Genomic DNA, 14947 nt, shown 5'->3' on the forward strand with positions numbered 1-14947 from the left:
CGCAAACGGTACCCATCCGCACCGACACAGGCGGCCCGAACCGCGGGACCGGCCAGAAGCGCCGGAGCGGCGTCAGGGCTTGGCGACGTTCTCCGCGGCCGAACGGGCCAGGGTCATCGCCGTCCGGGCCCAGCCGGGGTCGGCGCCGGCGAGCCCGCAGGACGGCGTCACGACCACCGAGGCGGTCGCTGCGCCGGCCTCGAAGCCGAGCCGGTGCCACCACTCGAGCACCCGCTGCGCCACCTGGACGTCGGTCGGCGGCCGTACGTTCGTCTCCGGCGGCAGCGAGGGCACCGCGCCCAGGAACAGCGCGACCCCGTCCTCCACCGCCGCCGACAGCTCGTCGGACGGCTGGACCAGCGAGAGGTCGAACGCCAGCCCTCGGGCGCCCGCCCGGGCCAGCAGTGCCACCGGTACGTCCGGTGCGCAGCAGTGCACGATCGGCAACGCCGTCTCGTCGGACGCCGCGTCGACCACGGCCGACAGCAGCTCGACCGCTTCGAAGTCCTCGACCGTGCGGTACCGGGAGTACCCGGACGGCGTCGGCACCCGGCCGGCCAGCACCGCCGGGAGCGACGGCTCGTCGAGCTGCAGCACGATCCGTGCGCCCGGCACCCGCCGGCGTACGTCAGCGACGTGCGTTCGTACCCCCTCGGCGAGCGACTGCGCCAGGTCGCGCCTGGCGCCCCGGTCGCCCAGCACGCGCCCGCCCTTCGGCTGCTCTACGGTCGCCGCGAGCGTCCACGGGCCGCAGACCTGCAGCTTCAGCTGGCCGGTGTGGCCGTCCGCCGCCACCTCCAGAGCGTCGAGGTCGTGCGCCAGCGTCGAGCGCGCCCGCTGCTGGTCGATGCCCTCGCCGAACGTCAGCCGCCAGCCTGCGGGCTGCAGGTCGGCGCCGAGCTCCACGAGCAGGCCGCACGCCCGCCCGGTCAGGCCCGCGCCCGGTCCTCGCGCCGGCAGCTCCGGCAGATACGGGAAGCCCGGTAACTCCCCGAACACGACCTTGCACGCCTCCGCTGCCGACTCGTACGGAAGGGAGCCGATCCCGGTGGCTGTTCCCGGCTGTAACGCTTGCTTCGCATGGTCCGACACGGCTAGGAAGACTAACCGCCATCCGACCGGACATGCCCCGGGAACGCACCAATGCGTCAGATGCGTCAAGGTTGACGGACAAAGGGGAGGGTCTGAACCAGAACGCGAGGCCGGCACAGCCGGTCAGGAGGACTACACATCCATGACCACACTCGGGCCCTTGCCCCCGGTAGGCACACCCACCATCACCCTGGTCGAGGGCGCCTGCTTCGCGATCTCCACCACCAGCGGTGAGATGGAGCCGGAGCACGCGCACGGCCTGTTCTACCGGGACACCCGTTTCGTCTCCGGGCTGCGCCTGCTGCTCGACGGGCGTGAGCCCGAGCCGCTGTCGGCGCAGCCGCAGGCGCCGTACGAAACCACGTTCCTGGCCAGGCGGCCCGACGTCAACAGCGCGCCGCTGCTGGTCAGCCGGCACCGCCTGGTCGGTGAGGGCATGCGCGAGGACATCACCTTGCGCAACCTCGGCGGCGAGGACACCGTCTGCCAGCTGCAGTTCGAGTTCGAGACCGACTTCGCCGACATGTTCTCGGTCAAGGACGGCCGGCCGAAGCGCCTCGGTGAGGTCACCTGGTCATCCGACGACGACACGCTGGCCGCCGACGCCGAGGACAGCGAGCAGCACCGTGGCGTCCGCATCCATCTCGACCTCGACGGTGCCTCGTTCCCCTCGCAGGGTGTTCTGACGATCAGCCCGATCGTGCCCGCGCACGGTGAGTGGAAGGCCACGCTGCAGATCCACCCGGTCGTCGACCACGAGATGGTGCAGCCGGCGTTCCCGCACGCGGAGCCGCTGACCGAGACGCAGCCCGCGGCCCGGCTCCGCGCCTGGCGCCACGGCTCCCCCACCATCGACCTGCCCGGCGACCGGCTCGACGCGGTGCTCGACCGCAGCGTCGAGGACCTCGGCGCCCTGCGCATCCAGCTGAAGGACGAGAACGGCCTGCCGGCCGACGCCGTGGCGGCCGGAGCTCCGTGGTTCATGACGCTGTTCGGCCGCGACTCACTGCTCACCGCGTGGATGGCGCTGCCGGTCGACCCCGACCTCGCGCTGTCGACGTTACGCGTGCTGGCCCGCCTGCAGGGCACCGAGGCGAACCCGCTGAACGAGGAGCAGCCCGGCCGCATCCTCCACGAGGTACGCCACGGCTACTTCCCGCTGAGCCCGGGCAAGTCGGTCTATTACGGCACGATCGACGCCACTCCACTGTTCTGCATGCTGGTCGGCGAGCTCCACCGCTGGGGCATCCCCGACGAGGCGCTGCGCCCGCTGCTGCCGCACGTCGACCGCGCGCTGGAGTGGATCGTCAACTACGGCGACCGCGACGGCGACGACTTCGTGGAGTACAAGCGGTTCACCGACCGCGGCCTGCTGAACCAGGGCTGGAAGGACTCCGGCGACTCGATGGTGTTCGCCGACGGGCGCCAAGCCGAGCCGCCGATCGCGCTCGCCGAGGTGCAGGGCTACGCCTACGCCGCCTACAACGCGCGCGCCGAGCTGGCCCGTACGTTCGACGACGAGGAGACCGCCAAGCGGTGGTCCGCCCGCGCCGAACGGCTCCGGCAGCGCTTCCACGAGGCGTTCTGGCTGCCCGACAGGGGCTACTTCGCGCTCGGTCTGGACGCCGAGAAGCGGCCGATGGACTCGCTCGCGTCGAATATGGGCCACTGCCTGTGGACCGGCATCGTCGACCCGGCGCTGGCCGGCCAGGTGGCCGCGCACCTCGTCTCGCCGGAGATGTTCAGCGGCTGGGGCATCCGTACACTCGCGTCCTCGATGCCGACCTACGACCCGGCTTCGTACCAGCGCGGGTCGGTCTGGCCGCACGACACCGCGTTGTGTGTCGCCGGCCTGGCGCGGTACGGCTTCACGAAGGAGGCGCACCAGGTCGCCGAGGGCATGCTGGAGGCGGCCGTGGCGTTCGGTGGGCGGCTGCCGGAGCTGTTCTGCGGCTTCCCACGCGCCGACTTCCCGTACCCCGTGCCGTACCCCACCTCGTGCTCGCCGCAGGCCTGGGCGGCCGCGACGCCGGTGATGCTGCTGCGTACCCTGCTCGGCTTCGAGCCGGACATCCCGCGTGGCAAGGTTCACCTGGTGCCGGACCTGCCGCGCGACTTCGGCCGGATCGAGGTGTCGAACCTCCCGCTGGCCGGCAACCGTGTCCAGCTGACCGCCGAGGACGGCACCGCCTCGCTGTCCGGCCTGCCCGAGCGGATCGAGGTCGTTCGCGTCCGGCCCGTGCCATCGCCGCTAAAAGGCCCGACGTCGTGACCTTCGCCCCTTGAAAAGCCCTCCCTCGCCCTGCCAGATGGGGAGGGAGGTCTTTTTCACAATATGGCCAATTCAAAAGTGGGACCGCTCTGTGTCGCGATGATCGCGCCACCTTGGTATGAAATACCGCCGCGCAAATACGGCGGAATCGAGCAGGTGGTCGCAGGTCTTACTGATCGGCTCGCAGACCGCGGACATGACGTTCACCTGTTCGGGACCGGAAGGGACGGAACCCGCGCCCGCTTCTCGCAGATCTATGCCGAACCACCTCCGCCGGACGGCAGCGGAACCCTTCCGGAGGTCGTCCAGGCCGCTGCGGCCGCCCGGCTGCTGACCGAGCTCGGGCGCAACGTCCGGCTCGACCTGGTCCACGACCACAGTCTGGCCGGAGCCCTGCTCGCACGCGGCAGAGACATCCCGACGATCGTGACCATGCACTGGCCGACGGTTGGTGATCTGGCGAGGTACTTCGAGGAGATCGGCGACACCATCCAGCTGGTGGCGATCAGCGACTCCCAGCGCAAACTGGCTCCGACGCTGCCATGGGCCGGAACCATCCACAACGGCGTCGAGGTCACCAGATTCCCCTACAGCGACGACAAGCTCGACTACGTCGCATTCCTCGGACGGTACGGGCCGGAGAAGGCGCCTCACCTGGCGATCGATGCCGCCCGCGAGGCCGGGTTGCCGATCCGCCTGGCGGGCAAGTGCTCCGATCCGCCCGAGCTGGCCTATTACGCGGAAGAGGTCGAGCCGCGCGACGGGCCGGATGTCGTGCACCTCGGTCAGCTCGGCTTCGCGGCGAAGACGGACCTGCTCGTCAACGCTCGGTGCCTGGTGTTCCCGATCTGCTGGGAGGAGCCGTTCGGGCTGGTCATGGCCGAGGCACTCGCGTGCGGGACGCCGGTCGTCGCGCTCGGCCGCGGCTCGGTGCCAGAGGTCATCGAACATGGCGTGACCGGCTTCGTCTGCAGGGATCCCAGCGAACTCGCCGTCGCGATCCGCGACGCCAAGACACTGGACCCGGCGGCCTGCCGCAAGAGCGCCGAGGAACGGTTCGACCTGCCGGTGATGGCGCAGGCGTACGAACGGCTCTATCGCGAGGTCGCCGCCTGACGAAACCGTCCGGAAACCGGTCACACCCGAACCTGCCGGCATGACGCGAACTCGAACTCGCACTCGTACCAGAACGAGAACGATCGCCGGCATCCTGACCGGTCTGGTCGCCGGCGCCGCGCTGATCGTTCAGTCCGGCGCCGCGACCGCGGTTCTACGCCGGCGCGTACCGGCTGCGGGACGCTCCAGGCGCCGCTGGACCATCGCGCGCCAGACGGGCGGCTGATCACGGTCATCACGGTCGCCGTGGAGCGGTAGCGGGCGACTGACCAGGCGCACCGGATCGGCAGCCTCGCGCTGAATTCGGGCCACCCGGGTGGCAGCAGCTACTTCCTGCGGCATCACATCGGCGGCGCTGTGCTCACCGTCGACGACGTGCACGGCTCGACGGACTCGCCGGAGTCCGACTGCGCGCCGCAGATCGCGGCGTACTTCCTCACCGCCCGGCTCGGCGCCGATGTGTGCGAGGGCGTCCCCGTACCGGACGACGAGCCGCCACCGGCCGCGAATGACCACGTTAACCACGTGTTTGGCTGGTTAACGTGGTCATTGGCGCTTCGCCACGCGTTCGGCCCACGCGGCAGAGCCGCACATCGGCACTGCGCCACGCGTTCGGCCCACGCGGCAGAGCCGCGCATCGGCACCGCGCCACGCCATCAGGTGGTTCGCCACGTCCCGGGGCGTGGTTAACCCGCTGATTGCGTGGTTAACGTGGTCATTCGCGGGCGCTGGGCTTGGCGGGTAGGGCGCGGAGTGCGGCGGCGAGACCCTCGAGGCCGATCGGGCCGAGGGAGAGGGCGTCGGTGTGCCACTGCTTGAGATCGAACGCCGAGCCCAGCCGCTGCCGCGCCTCCTCACGCGCGGCCAGCCAGGCCCGCTCGCCCAGCTTGTACGACGGCGCCTGCCCGGGCCAGCCGCAGTAGCGCACGATCTCCGGGTGTACCCGATGCGACGCCAGCCCACCACGGTCGCGCAGTACTTCCGTCGCCACCTCGAACGTCCACCGCGTGCCGTGCCGCCCCACCTCGTCAGCCGGCAGCGGGAGGTCGAGATGCAAGCCGATGTCGATCACGACCCGCGCGGCCCGGACCGCCGAGCCCTTCAGCATGCCGAGCCGGCTGCCGGGAAGTGCCTCGAACCAGCCGAGCTCGTCGGCCAGCCGCTCGGCGTACAGCGCCCAGCCCTCGCCGTGACCGCTCACGCCGGAGATCCGGGAGTAGCGCGACAGCCGCTCCCCCATCACCCGCGCGGTGCCGAGCTGCAGGTGGTGGCCCGGCACGCCCTCGTGGAAGACCGTGGTGAGCTCGCGCCAGATCTCGAACCGGTCGCGGTCGCCCAGCGGCCACCAGGTGCGGCCCGGGCGGGTGAAGTCCTCGCTGGGCGGCGTGTAGTAGGGCGCCCCGGCGGTCGACCCGACCGGGATCGTGCACTCGATCTTGCTGATCGACTCGGCGATGTCGAAGTGCTTGCCGTTGAGCTCGGCCAGCGCGCGGTCGTGCTTCTCCTGCAGCCAGGTCTGGTAGGCCTCGACGCCCTCGACGAAGTGCTCCGCGTCGAGGATCGCCGTCGCCTCCTCGGCGCTCGCGCCCGGACGTACCGCCGCGGCCTCGGCCTCGATCTCGGCCTCGATCCGGTGCAGCTCGGCCCAGCCCCAGTCGTAGGCGTCGAGCGGATCGATGTCGGCGCCCAGCGACAGCCGGCTGGCCAGCGCGTAGCGTTCGGCGCCCACCCCGTCGGAGGTCGCCGCCTTGGGGGCGTACTCCTCACGCAGGAACCGCGCGATCTCGACATAGGCGGCGTAGGCCGACCGGATCGCGGTCTCCAGCGACGAACGCAGTGGCCCGTCGCCGTAGGCCCGCAGCAGCGCCTCGTGCGTCGGGCTCGCACCGTCGCGGCCGGCGTACTTCTCCGCCTGGTTGGCCGTCTCGACCGCCTGCCGGACCGCGGCGACCAGCCCGCGCCGCATGCCGAGCCGCAGGCCGGTGCGCCAGCTGGTGAGCATGCTGGGGATCGCCGCCAGCCGCGCCGCGACCGCCTGCCAGTCCTCCGTCGACCGCCGCGGCAGCAGGTCGACGCTGTCGCGGATCGTCGACAGCTGGCCGAAGGGGGTACGGACGTTGCGCAACGCCTCGCCGGAGTCGTACCACGCCAGCTCGGCACCGAGCCGCTCGCGCAGGTGCGCCGCCGCGGCGACATCTGCGGGTCCGGACGGCTCCAGCCGCGCCAGCCGGTGCAGCGTGTCGCGGATCAGGCCGGCGCGGGCCGCCTGCCCGTCGGGTCCGTAGTCGGTGCCGGGCGCGAGGTCGGGTCCGACCACACCGCGCATGGTCGCCGCGACCGGATCCAGCCCGGCGGCCTTGGTGACGTACTCGTCGCACAACTCGAAGATGGGAGTGGGCACGGCACCACTGTAGTAGGAATACCGGCCTATTCGTTGCTGAGTGGTTTGGGTTCGACTTCCTGTTTCGCGTCGCTGTTGCCGAAAGCCTTCGTCACTTCCTTCAGCGCCGAGGTGACTTCGCTCGGTATCACCCAGAACGTATTGCCCTCACCGTGCGCCAACTGCGGAAGCATCTGGAGGTACTGATAGGCGAGCAACTTCGGATCCGGGTCGTTGCGGTGCACGGCACTGAAGACGGTGTCGATCGCCTTCGCCTGGCCCTCGGCCCGCAGAATCGCTGCCTGCCGTTCCCCTTCAGCGGTGAGGATCGCGCCCTGCTTCTCGCCTTCGGCGGTCAGGATCTTGGCCTGCCGGACGCCTTCGGCGCTGAGGATCTGGGCCCGCTTTTCGCGGTCGGCGCGCATCTGCTTTTCCATCGAGTCCTTGATCGAGGCCGGCGGGTCGATCGCCTTCAGCTCGACGCGGTTGACGCGGATACCCCATTTACCGGAGGCCTCGTCGAGAACGCCGCGCAACTGACTGTTGATATGTTCACGCGAGGTCAGCGTCATTTCCAGGTCCATGCTGCCAATGACATTCCGCAACGTGGTAACGGTGAGCTGTTCAATCGCCTGGATGTAGTTGGCGATCTCGTACGCCGCGGCTCGCGGATCGGTCACCTGGAAATACAGCACGGTGTCGATGTGGACGACGAGGTTGTCCTCGGTGATGACCGGCTGCGGCTGGAACGAGACCACCTGCTCGCGCAGGTCGATCAGCGGCCGCACCCTGTCGACGAACGGGATCACGAAGTTGAGCCCGGGCTCGAGCGTTCTGAGGTACCTGCCGAGCCGTTCGACGTTGCCGGCCCGGGCCTGCGGCACGATGCGTACGGTCCGCAGGACGAGAATGATCGCGACCAGTGCCGCGACCAGACCAACGATCAGCTCACCCATGGTTCCTCCCGCGGGTGCACGAGCGCGGTCGCCCCTTCGATGGCGAAAACGTCGACGGTGGCGCCCTGTGGAATAACGAGATTCGAGTCGTACGGTCGTGCGGTCCACTCCTCGCCGCCGATTCGTACCAGGCCGGAATCCTTCGTCACCTGAGTCAGGACGAACGCTTCCCGGCCGATCAGTGCACGTACGTTGTCGCGTACGGGCGGCGCTTTGGTGAGCTGCCGGCGCGCGAACGGGCGTACGACGGCGAGCATCAGCACGGCTGTGACGGCGAAGGCGGCGAACTGGAACCCCACACCGAGGCCGGCTCCCGCCACCGCTGCCGCAGCTGCCGCCGCGATGGCCAGCAGGATGAGATCCAGGGTCGCGGTGAGCAGCTCGGCGGCGCCGAGAGCCATCGCGATCGTCAACCAGATCAACCAGGCCGGCATCGTTCCGCCACCTCGCCGGGGGATGTGATCCCCTCGGATCAACAGTAGCTCCGCGGGCGGCCAGTTTCAGCCAGAAGTTGGGGTTGGTTCGCCGGGCCTTGCGGCCGAGCCGGGCCGGGGGCTGGCGGGGCCGCCTAGGCTGGGAGGCGATGAGCGAAACCGCTGACCGTACGGCCCAGACCGGCCACGTCTACCTCGACCACGCGGCGACCACGCCGATGCGGCCGGAGGCGATCGCGGCCATGACCGAGCGTCTGGCCGAGCTCGGCAACGCCTCGTCCCTGCACGCGCCGGGACGGGACGCGCGCCGGGTCGTCGAGGAGTCGCGTGAGGCGATCGCGCAGGCGCTGGACGCGCGTCCGTCCGAGGTCGTCTTCACCTCGGGCGGCACCGAGGCCGACAACCTCGCGCTGAAGGGCTTGTACTGGGCGCGACGCAAGGCCGACCCGGAGCGACGGCGGGTCCTGGTCAGCTCGGTCGAGCACCACGCCGTCCTCGACTCGGCCACCTGGCTGGGGTCGGACGCCGGGGCGGAGTTGGAGTGGCTGCCGGTCGACGGCTACGGGCGGCTGGACCTCGACGCGCTCGACGGCTCCCTCCGCCGCGATCCCGGATCGGTGGGGCTGGTCTCGGTGATGTGGGTCAACAACGAGGTGGGCACCGTGCAGCCGGTCACGGCTGTCGCGGAGCTGGCCCGGGAGTACGGCGTCCCCGTACACACCGACGCCGTGCAGGCAGTCGGCCAGCTGCCGGTCGACTTCGCCGCCTCCGGCGTCGACGCGATGACGGTGACCGGGCACAAGGTCGGCGGTCCGGTGGGCGTGGGCGCGCTGGTCGTACGCCGGGAGGTCTCTCTGGTGCCGCTTCTCCACGGTGGCGGCCAGGAACGCGACGTCCGCTCGGGCACCCTCGATGTGGCGGGAATCGCCGGCTTCGCGGCGGCGCTCGTCGCGGCCGTGGCCGAGCGGGAGGCGCACGCGTCGGCCCTCACCAAGCTGCGCGACGAGCTGATCCGGCAGGTGCTGGAGGCCGTCCCCGACGCCGAGCTCAACGGCGATCCCGGGCCCGAGCCGGAACGACGACTGCCGGGCAACGCCCACTTCTCGTTCCCCGGCTGCGAAGGCGACTCGCTCCTGTTGCTGCTGGACGCCCGGGGCATCGCCTGCTCGACCGGATCGGCCTGCTCGGCAGGCGTGGCGGAGCCGAGCCACGTCCTGCTCGCCATGGGCCACGACGAGAAACGCGCCCGGGGGTCGCTGCGCTTCAGCCTCGGCCACACCACCACCCCAACCGACATCGACGCCCTCGGCGCGGTGATCGGCGGCGTGGTCGAACGCGCCCGCCGCGCCGGCCTCGCCTGAGCCAGCGACCATCCCCCGGCCACCCGCCGATCGATCCGCGCGCGAGGAGCTGGTCGGAGCTGATCGACTCCAAGCCGACGCGGAGCCCAACAGCGACGAAGGTCTCGCGCACTGGACAGCATCGGCCGATCAGGCCGGAGCAGAACCACGTCCCGCTGGCCAAGCCGACGACGAGAAGCGCGACCCCACTCGGCGCGGCGATCGGCGGCGTGGTCGAACCCGCCCGCCGCGCCGGCCTCAGGTGAGGAACGGCCCCACCGACTGCCAGCTCGGGTCGTCCGAGACTTCGAGGTGCGCCTTGCCCTGAGTCCAGTCGCCGGAGTACGCGCGTACCCGCTCGGCCGCGTTGGTCGCGGAGTCGGCGCGGATGTGGAGGACGCGGTTGCCGGCGCCGCTGAGGTGTGCGACCAGTACGCCGTCCGAGCCGAGGATCTCCTCCAGCCCCGCCTGGAAGGACTCCAGCGCGCCCTCGGCCTTCGGCGCCGGCAGGCCTTCCTTGGTGTGCTGCTTGTACGGCAGCGCGAGCGCCAGATGCTGGTCGAACAGCGGGTAGTCGACTCGGCGCAGCGGGAACCGGGTCAGGCCCACGACCGGCTGCGCACTCGGACCCTGGCCGGTCACCTGCGCCCAGTGCGTGCCGGGGTAGCGGCTCGCGGTGTCCTGCACGACGTACCGCAGCGCGGGCGCCTCCAGCGCGTCGACCGGACGTTCCGGGGCCAGGTGCAGCTGCCCGATCCAGCGAGTCACGTCGTCCTCGCCGAGGGCCCAGCCGAGCGCCAGCGTCGCGATCTCCAGTTGGGTCGGCTCGTCGATGAAGAGGAAGTCCGGGTGGTAGATCGAGGCGTCGAAGCGGGCCCGCTGCTGGTCGAACCGTACGCCGAACGCCACGTGCGACAGGTCGACCTCGTGGCCGTCGAGGTCGACGGTCGTCTCGAGCACGCCGGGGTTGGGCTGCTGAGCGGAGTAGTACTCGAACGTCGCGTCCGGGCCGGGGCCGGCCCGCAGCCAGCGCTCGGCGAGCGAACGCAGCTCCGGCACGCCGGCGCCCGAGACGGCGATCGCGTACATCGCCGTCTCCGGCTTGGCGAGGTCCCAGCCGAGGTCGGGGTGGATGGCGGCCAGCCGCGGCTCGAGCTCCTCGCCGAGCCGGTCGAACTCGCCGGTCTCGATCAGCGTCGCAGCCTGCGGCGCGAACCCACGCCACCACGTCCAGAAGTCGGCGATCGCCGCGACGGCGGCCGCGCGGTCAGGTTGCTCCGGCATGCGCGCAAGTATGGCGGCTTCGCGCCCGGCGCCGTCGACCGCGTACCCTCGTACGTTGACATGACCTTACGTGTACTCGCCGCCATGTCGGGCGGTGTCGACTCCGCGGTCGCGGCAGCCCGCGCGGTCGAGGCCGGACACGACGTCACCGGCGTCCATCTCGCCCTGTCGCGCAACCCCTCCTCCTATCGGACGGGCGCGCGAGGCTGCTGCACGCTCGAAGACGCCCGCGACGCGCGCCGGGCCGCCGACGTACTCGGCATCCCCTTCTACGTATGGGATCTGGCCGAGCGCTTCCACGCCGATGTGGTCGAGGACTTCGTCAGCGAGTACGCCGCCGGGCGCACGCCAAACCCGTGCCTGCGCTGCAACGAGAAGATCAAGTTCGCGGCCGTACTCGACCGTGCGCTCGCACTCGACTTCGACGCGGTGTGCACGGGCCACTACGCCCGGCTGGTCGACGGCGGCGGCGGGCGCGAGCTGCACCGGGCCGTCGACCCCGAGAAGGACCAGTCGTACGTCCTCGGCGTGCTCACCGAGCAGCAGTTGGCGCACGCGATGTTCCCGCTCGGCGACAGCCTGAAGACCGCGGTCCGTGCGGAGGCCGAACGCCGCGGGCTCGCGGTCGCGGACAAGCCCGACAGCCACGACATCTGCTTCATCGCCGACGGCGACACCGGTGGCTTCCTGTCCCGGCAACTCGGCGAGGCGCCCGGCACGATCGTCGACGAGACCGGCGAGGTCCTCGGTGAGCACCAGGCGACCCATGGCTTCACCGTCGGGCAGCGCAAGGGCCTGCGGATCGGGCGCCCGGCCGACGACGGCAAGCCGCGCTACGTCCTGTCGATCGAGCCGGTGAGCCGCACGGTCACGGTCGGGCCGAAGGAACGGCTGGCGATCGGCGCCCTGACCGGCCTCGACCCGAAGTGGTGCGGTCCCGCGCTGACCGGCGAACTGGAGGGCCGGGTGCAGGTACGCGCCCACGGCACACCACTGCCGGCCCGCGCCCGCCTCGACGGCGACACCGTACGCGTCGACCTGCTCGAGCCGGCGATGGGTGTCGCGCCGGGCCAGGCCGCCGTGCTGTACGACGGCACCAGGGTCGTGGGCTCGGCCACCATCACCGCGACCGAGCCGGCCGCCGCCTCGGTCTGATGCGCTGGACCAACCACGGCGAGCGGACGGTCTACGCCAGCCGCTGGCTGACCGTCAGGCTCGCGGACGTCGAACTGCCGAACGGGCGGCGCTTCGAGCACACCGTGATCCGGGAGCGGCCCTCCGCCGTCTGCGCCGCCCTCAACGCACGTAACGAGGTCCTGCTGCTCCACCGGCATCGCTTCATCCCGGACACCTGGGGCTGGGAGCTGCCGGGCGGTGGCGTGGAGGCCGGTGAGAGCGCGGAGCAGGCTGCCGCACGCGAGCTGCTGGAGGAGACCGGCTGGAAGGCCGCCGGCCCGCTGTACCACCTGCTGTCGGTCGAGCCCGCGAACGGCATCTCGGACGCGACGTACCACCTGTACTGGACCGACCAGGTCGAACACGTCGGCGACCCAGCCGACCCGATGGAGTCGACCCGGCGGGACTGGATCCCGCTGGCCGACGTACCCGGCCTCGTCGCCGCCGGCGAGGTCCGCGCCGCCGAGGCGGTCGCCGGCCTGCTGCTCCTCCACCACCAGAGGCTGGCACGGGCGAGCAGCTAGGCCGTGTCCTGTGAATATCGCCTGACGCGCGGCGGCGTCGCGCGCTTGACCGGCCCTATTCACAGGACACGACCTAGACCGGCCAGTCCTCCTGGCGGTACGCGGCGTCCCAGAACATCCATTCGTAGCGGGAGGACGTGACGAACGCCGCCCGCATGCGCGCCACTGTCTCCGGATCGGACTCCGCCGCCGCCCGGTCGGCGATCCCCCGGATCGTCTCCGTCGACGCGGCGAACGCCTCGTCGGAGTAGGTCGCGATCCAGTCGCCGTACGGATGCTCGCCCAGATCGCCCGCGATCCCCAGCAACCGGGCGCCCACGTCGGCGTAGATCCAGAAGCAGGGCAGCACCGCGCCGACGAGCTCCGCGTATCCCTTCGTCTGCGCCACCGACAGCAGGTGTGAGGTGTACGCCGCGCAGGTCGGCGACGCCCGCCGGGAGCCACCGCCGTCCAGGTCGGCGACGTACTTGGCGTGCAGCTCGCGCTCCACCACCACCGCCGTGTGCGCCGACGAGGCGAAGAACGCCAGCTCCTCGGCCCGGGGCGCCTTCACCGCCGTGGCGGCCAGCGCCCGGGCGTACTCGCCGAGGTAGAGCGCGTCCTGCGCGAGGTAGTAGACGAACCGCGAGCGCGACAACGTCCCGGCACCCAGCTCCTTCACGAACGGCAGTGCGTCGATCTCGGCCCGAATCGACGCCACCGCGGCCCAGGCCTCAGCGGTGAAGCTCATCGCCACCACGCATGGAAGTGATGGACCGGCCCGTTGCCCGTGCCGACGTCGAGCCCGTCGGCCAGCTCCAGCGAACGACTGAGGTACGCCTTCGCCTCGCGCACGGCAGTGAGCCACGACGACCGCCGTGGCCGCAGCGCCGCGATCGCCGACGAGAGGGTGCAGCCGGTGCCGTGCGAGTGCTTGGTGACGACCCGGGGCGCGGAAAGCAACGTGGTGCCGGACCCGTCGAGGTAGACGTCGGTCGACTCCGGCGACTCGGTGAGGTGACCGCCCTTGACCAGCACCCGGCCGGCGCCGCGGTTGTAGAGCTCGGCGGCGTGGACCTGCGCCTCCTCGACCGTACGTGCGGGCGCCCGCTCCAGCAGGTCGCCGGCTTCGGGGAGGTTGGGGGTGACGAGATCGACCAGCGGCAGGAGCTGGTCGCGCATCACAGCGACCGCATCCGGCTCCAGCAGGCGGTCACCGCTCGCGGCGACCATCACGGGGTCGAGAACGACGAACGGCGGCCGGTGCCGCTCGATCGCGGCCACGACGGTACGCACGACGTCGGCGTTGGCCAGCATGCCGATCTTGACGGAGTCGATGCGGACGTCGGCGAACAGAGTGTCGAGCTGTTGCTCGATGAAGGCGGACGGCACCACGTGGATGCCTGTCACGCCATGGGTGTTCTGCGCGGTCAGTGCGACCAGGACGGCGGTGCCGTAGGCGCCCAGAGCCGAGAACGTCTTCAGATCGGCTTGGATGCCGGCTCCACCAGACGGGTCACTGGTCGCGATGGTCAGCGCAATAGGTGGTGCTGTCACGGTGCGACGATCCCTTCGCCAGTACGACCTGGATCAGGTTCGACGGGTGTGATCTCAGCCCGCTCGCATGGGAGCGGGCACCCCGCGTCACTGTTGTGTCCCGAAGGTACCCCGGAACACAACACCGTGCCACAAACTGTTCGGTTATGAGCCCTGAGAGCCTCAGTCGCGCAACGGACGGCCCTGACCGTCGACGCCGCCGTTGGCCAGGATCATGATCCCGTCGATCAGACCCCAGAGCGCACCGGCGCCACAGGTCACGAGGCTGACGACCAGCTGGATCACACCGATCTTGGTGTCACCCATGTAGAACCGGCCGGCACCGAAGCCACCGAGGAAGATCCCCAGCAGACCGGCGACCATCTTCTGCTTGTCGGAGTAGGGCAGGCCCGTACGCGGGTCGTAGCCGTACGGAGCGTTCGGGTCATAGCCCGCGGGCTGGCCTCCGGCGGCGCCGTAGCCACCAGCTGCCTGGCCGTAGCCGGCCTGCTGGCCCTGCTGGCCGTAGCCGTAGCCCTGCTGCTGGCCGTAGCCCTGCTGGCCCTGCTGACCGTAGCCGGCCTGCTGACCGTAGGCGGACGACTGCTGACCGTAGCCCTGGTCCTGCGGTTGGCCGTAAGCCTGCTGGCCCGGCTGGCCGTAGGCCGACGGGTCTTGCTGGCCGTGGGACTGCCATGGCTGCTGTTCCTGCTGGCCGTGCGACTGCCACGGCTGCTGGTCTTGCTGGCCATGCGACTGCCACGACTGCGCCCCGGACTGCTCCGAGCCGCTCGAGGGCTGCTGGCCGTAGGGATCGGACGATTCAGGCGGATTCGACGACATGGCACGTGATGGTAG

Annotated in this window: 14 protein-coding genes and 1 riboswitch; of the genes, 6 read left to right on the forward strand and 8 right to left on the reverse strand. The window is 70.8% G+C overall.

Annotated elements, in window-relative coordinates:
- Nucleotides 1–72 precede the first annotated feature (72 nt).
- Nucleotides 73–1092, reverse strand: coding sequence for a uroporphyrinogen decarboxylase/cobalamine-independent methonine synthase family protein (locus ACYVF6_RS29985; protein WP_460525977.1), 1020 nt, complete (start codon nucleotides 1090–1092; stop codon nucleotides 73–75).
- 142 nt (nucleotides 1093–1234) lie between these two features.
- On the opposite strand from ACYVF6_RS29985, the gene ACYVF6_RS29990 reads away from it, so the two are divergent.
- The 3 genes from ACYVF6_RS29990 (at nucleotide 1235) to ACYVF6_RS30000 (ending at nucleotide 4706) form a co-directional block, all read left to right on the forward strand.
- The gene (locus ACYVF6_RS29990) at nucleotides 1235–3364 is read left to right on the forward strand and encodes an amylo-alpha-1,6-glucosidase (RefSeq protein ID WP_460525978.1); all 2130 of its coding nucleotides are present in this window, start codon (nucleotides 1235–1237) and stop codon (nucleotides 3362–3364) included.
- 99 nt (nucleotides 3365–3463) lie between these two features.
- On the forward strand, nucleotides 3464–4480 hold the full coding sequence (locus tag ACYVF6_RS29995; RefSeq protein WP_460525979.1) for a glycosyltransferase family 4 protein: 1017 nt from the start codon (nucleotides 3464–3466) through the stop codon (nucleotides 4478–4480).
- A gap of 40 nt (nucleotides 4481–4520) precedes the next feature.
- Nucleotides 4521–4706 (forward strand): hypothetical protein, encoded by a 186-nt coding sequence (locus ACYVF6_RS30000; RefSeq protein ID WP_460525981.1) that lies wholly within the window; start codon nucleotides 4521–4523, stop codon nucleotides 4704–4706.
- Nucleotides 4707–5195: 489 nt separating this feature from the next.
- Here ACYVF6_RS30000 and ACYVF6_RS30005 read toward each other — a convergent pair whose 3' ends face one another.
- The 3 genes from ACYVF6_RS30005 to ACYVF6_RS30015 are packed head-to-tail and all read right to left on the reverse strand — an operon-like array spanning nucleotide 5196 to nucleotide 8250.
- On the reverse strand, nucleotides 5196–6881 hold the full coding sequence (locus ACYVF6_RS30005) for a DUF885 domain-containing protein (protein ID WP_460525982.1): 1686 nt from the start codon (nucleotides 6879–6881) through the stop codon (nucleotides 5196–5198).
- A 26-nt stretch (nucleotides 6882–6907) separates the two neighbouring features.
- A complete protein-coding gene (locus tag ACYVF6_RS30010; RefSeq protein ID WP_460525983.1) occupies nucleotides 6908–7744 on the reverse strand; it encodes an SPFH domain-containing protein in 837 nt (278 codons plus the stop codon).
- Nucleotides 7745–7803: 59 nt separating this feature from the next.
- Nucleotides 7804–8250 carry an NfeD family protein gene (locus ACYVF6_RS30015; protein ID WP_460525984.1) on the reverse strand — a complete coding sequence of 149 codons (447 nt, stop codon included), beginning with the start codon at nucleotides 8248–8250 and terminating at the stop codon, nucleotides 7804–7806.
- A gap of 149 nt (nucleotides 8251–8399) precedes the next feature.
- Here ACYVF6_RS30015 and ACYVF6_RS30020 point away from each other — a divergent pair, with 149 nt between their 5' ends.
- Nucleotides 8400–9611: a cysteine desulfurase family protein gene (locus tag ACYVF6_RS30020; RefSeq protein ID WP_460525985.1), complete on the forward strand. Its 1212-nt coding sequence runs from the start codon at nucleotides 8400–8402 to the stop codon at nucleotides 9609–9611.
- A gap of 237 nt (nucleotides 9612–9848) precedes the next feature.
- On the opposite strand, the gene ACYVF6_RS30025 is transcribed toward ACYVF6_RS30020, so the two are convergent.
- On the reverse strand, nucleotides 9849–10874 hold the full coding sequence (locus ACYVF6_RS30025) for a DUF695 domain-containing protein (protein WP_460525986.1): 1026 nt from the start codon (nucleotides 10872–10874) through the stop codon (nucleotides 9849–9851).
- A 60-nt stretch (nucleotides 10875–10934) separates the two neighbouring features.
- Between ACYVF6_RS30025 and mnmA the strand changes: the two genes are divergently transcribed.
- Nucleotides 10935–12029 (forward strand): tRNA 2-thiouridine(34) synthase MnmA, encoded by a 1095-nt coding sequence (mnmA, locus tag ACYVF6_RS30030; protein ID WP_460525987.1) that lies wholly within the window; start codon nucleotides 10935–10937, stop codon nucleotides 12027–12029.
- Nucleotides 12029–12574, forward strand: coding sequence for an NUDIX hydrolase (locus ACYVF6_RS30035; RefSeq protein WP_460525988.1), 546 nt, complete (start codon nucleotides 12029–12031; stop codon nucleotides 12572–12574). The genes mnmA and ACYVF6_RS30035 overlap by 1 nt, the downstream gene beginning before the upstream one ends.
- Before the next feature lie 73 nt (nucleotides 12575–12647).
- Here ACYVF6_RS30035 and tenA read toward each other — a convergent pair whose 3' ends face one another.
- The 3 genes from tenA to ACYVF6_RS30050 form a co-directional block, all read right to left on the reverse strand.
- Nucleotides 12648–13304 (reverse strand): TenA family protein, encoded by a 657-nt coding sequence (gene tenA / locus ACYVF6_RS30040; RefSeq protein ID WP_460525989.1) that lies wholly within the window; start codon nucleotides 13302–13304, stop codon nucleotides 12648–12650.
- Nucleotides 13301–14110, reverse strand: coding sequence for a hydroxymethylpyrimidine/phosphomethylpyrimidine kinase (gene thiD, locus ACYVF6_RS30045; RefSeq protein ID WP_460525990.1), 810 nt, complete (start codon nucleotides 14108–14110; stop codon nucleotides 13301–13303). The genes tenA and thiD overlap by 4 nt, the downstream gene beginning before the upstream one ends.
- Nucleotides 14103–14205, reverse strand: a riboswitch (TPP riboswitch). It overlaps the preceding gene by 8 nt.
- Before the next feature lie 67 nt (nucleotides 14206–14272).
- Entirely contained in the window at nucleotides 14273–14932 is a 660-nt protein-coding gene (locus ACYVF6_RS30050; RefSeq protein WP_460525991.1) for a TM2 domain-containing protein, read from the reverse strand.
- Between the last annotated feature and the right edge of the window lie 15 nt (nucleotides 14933–14947).

Source organism: Flindersiella endophytica (assembly GCF_054779015.1).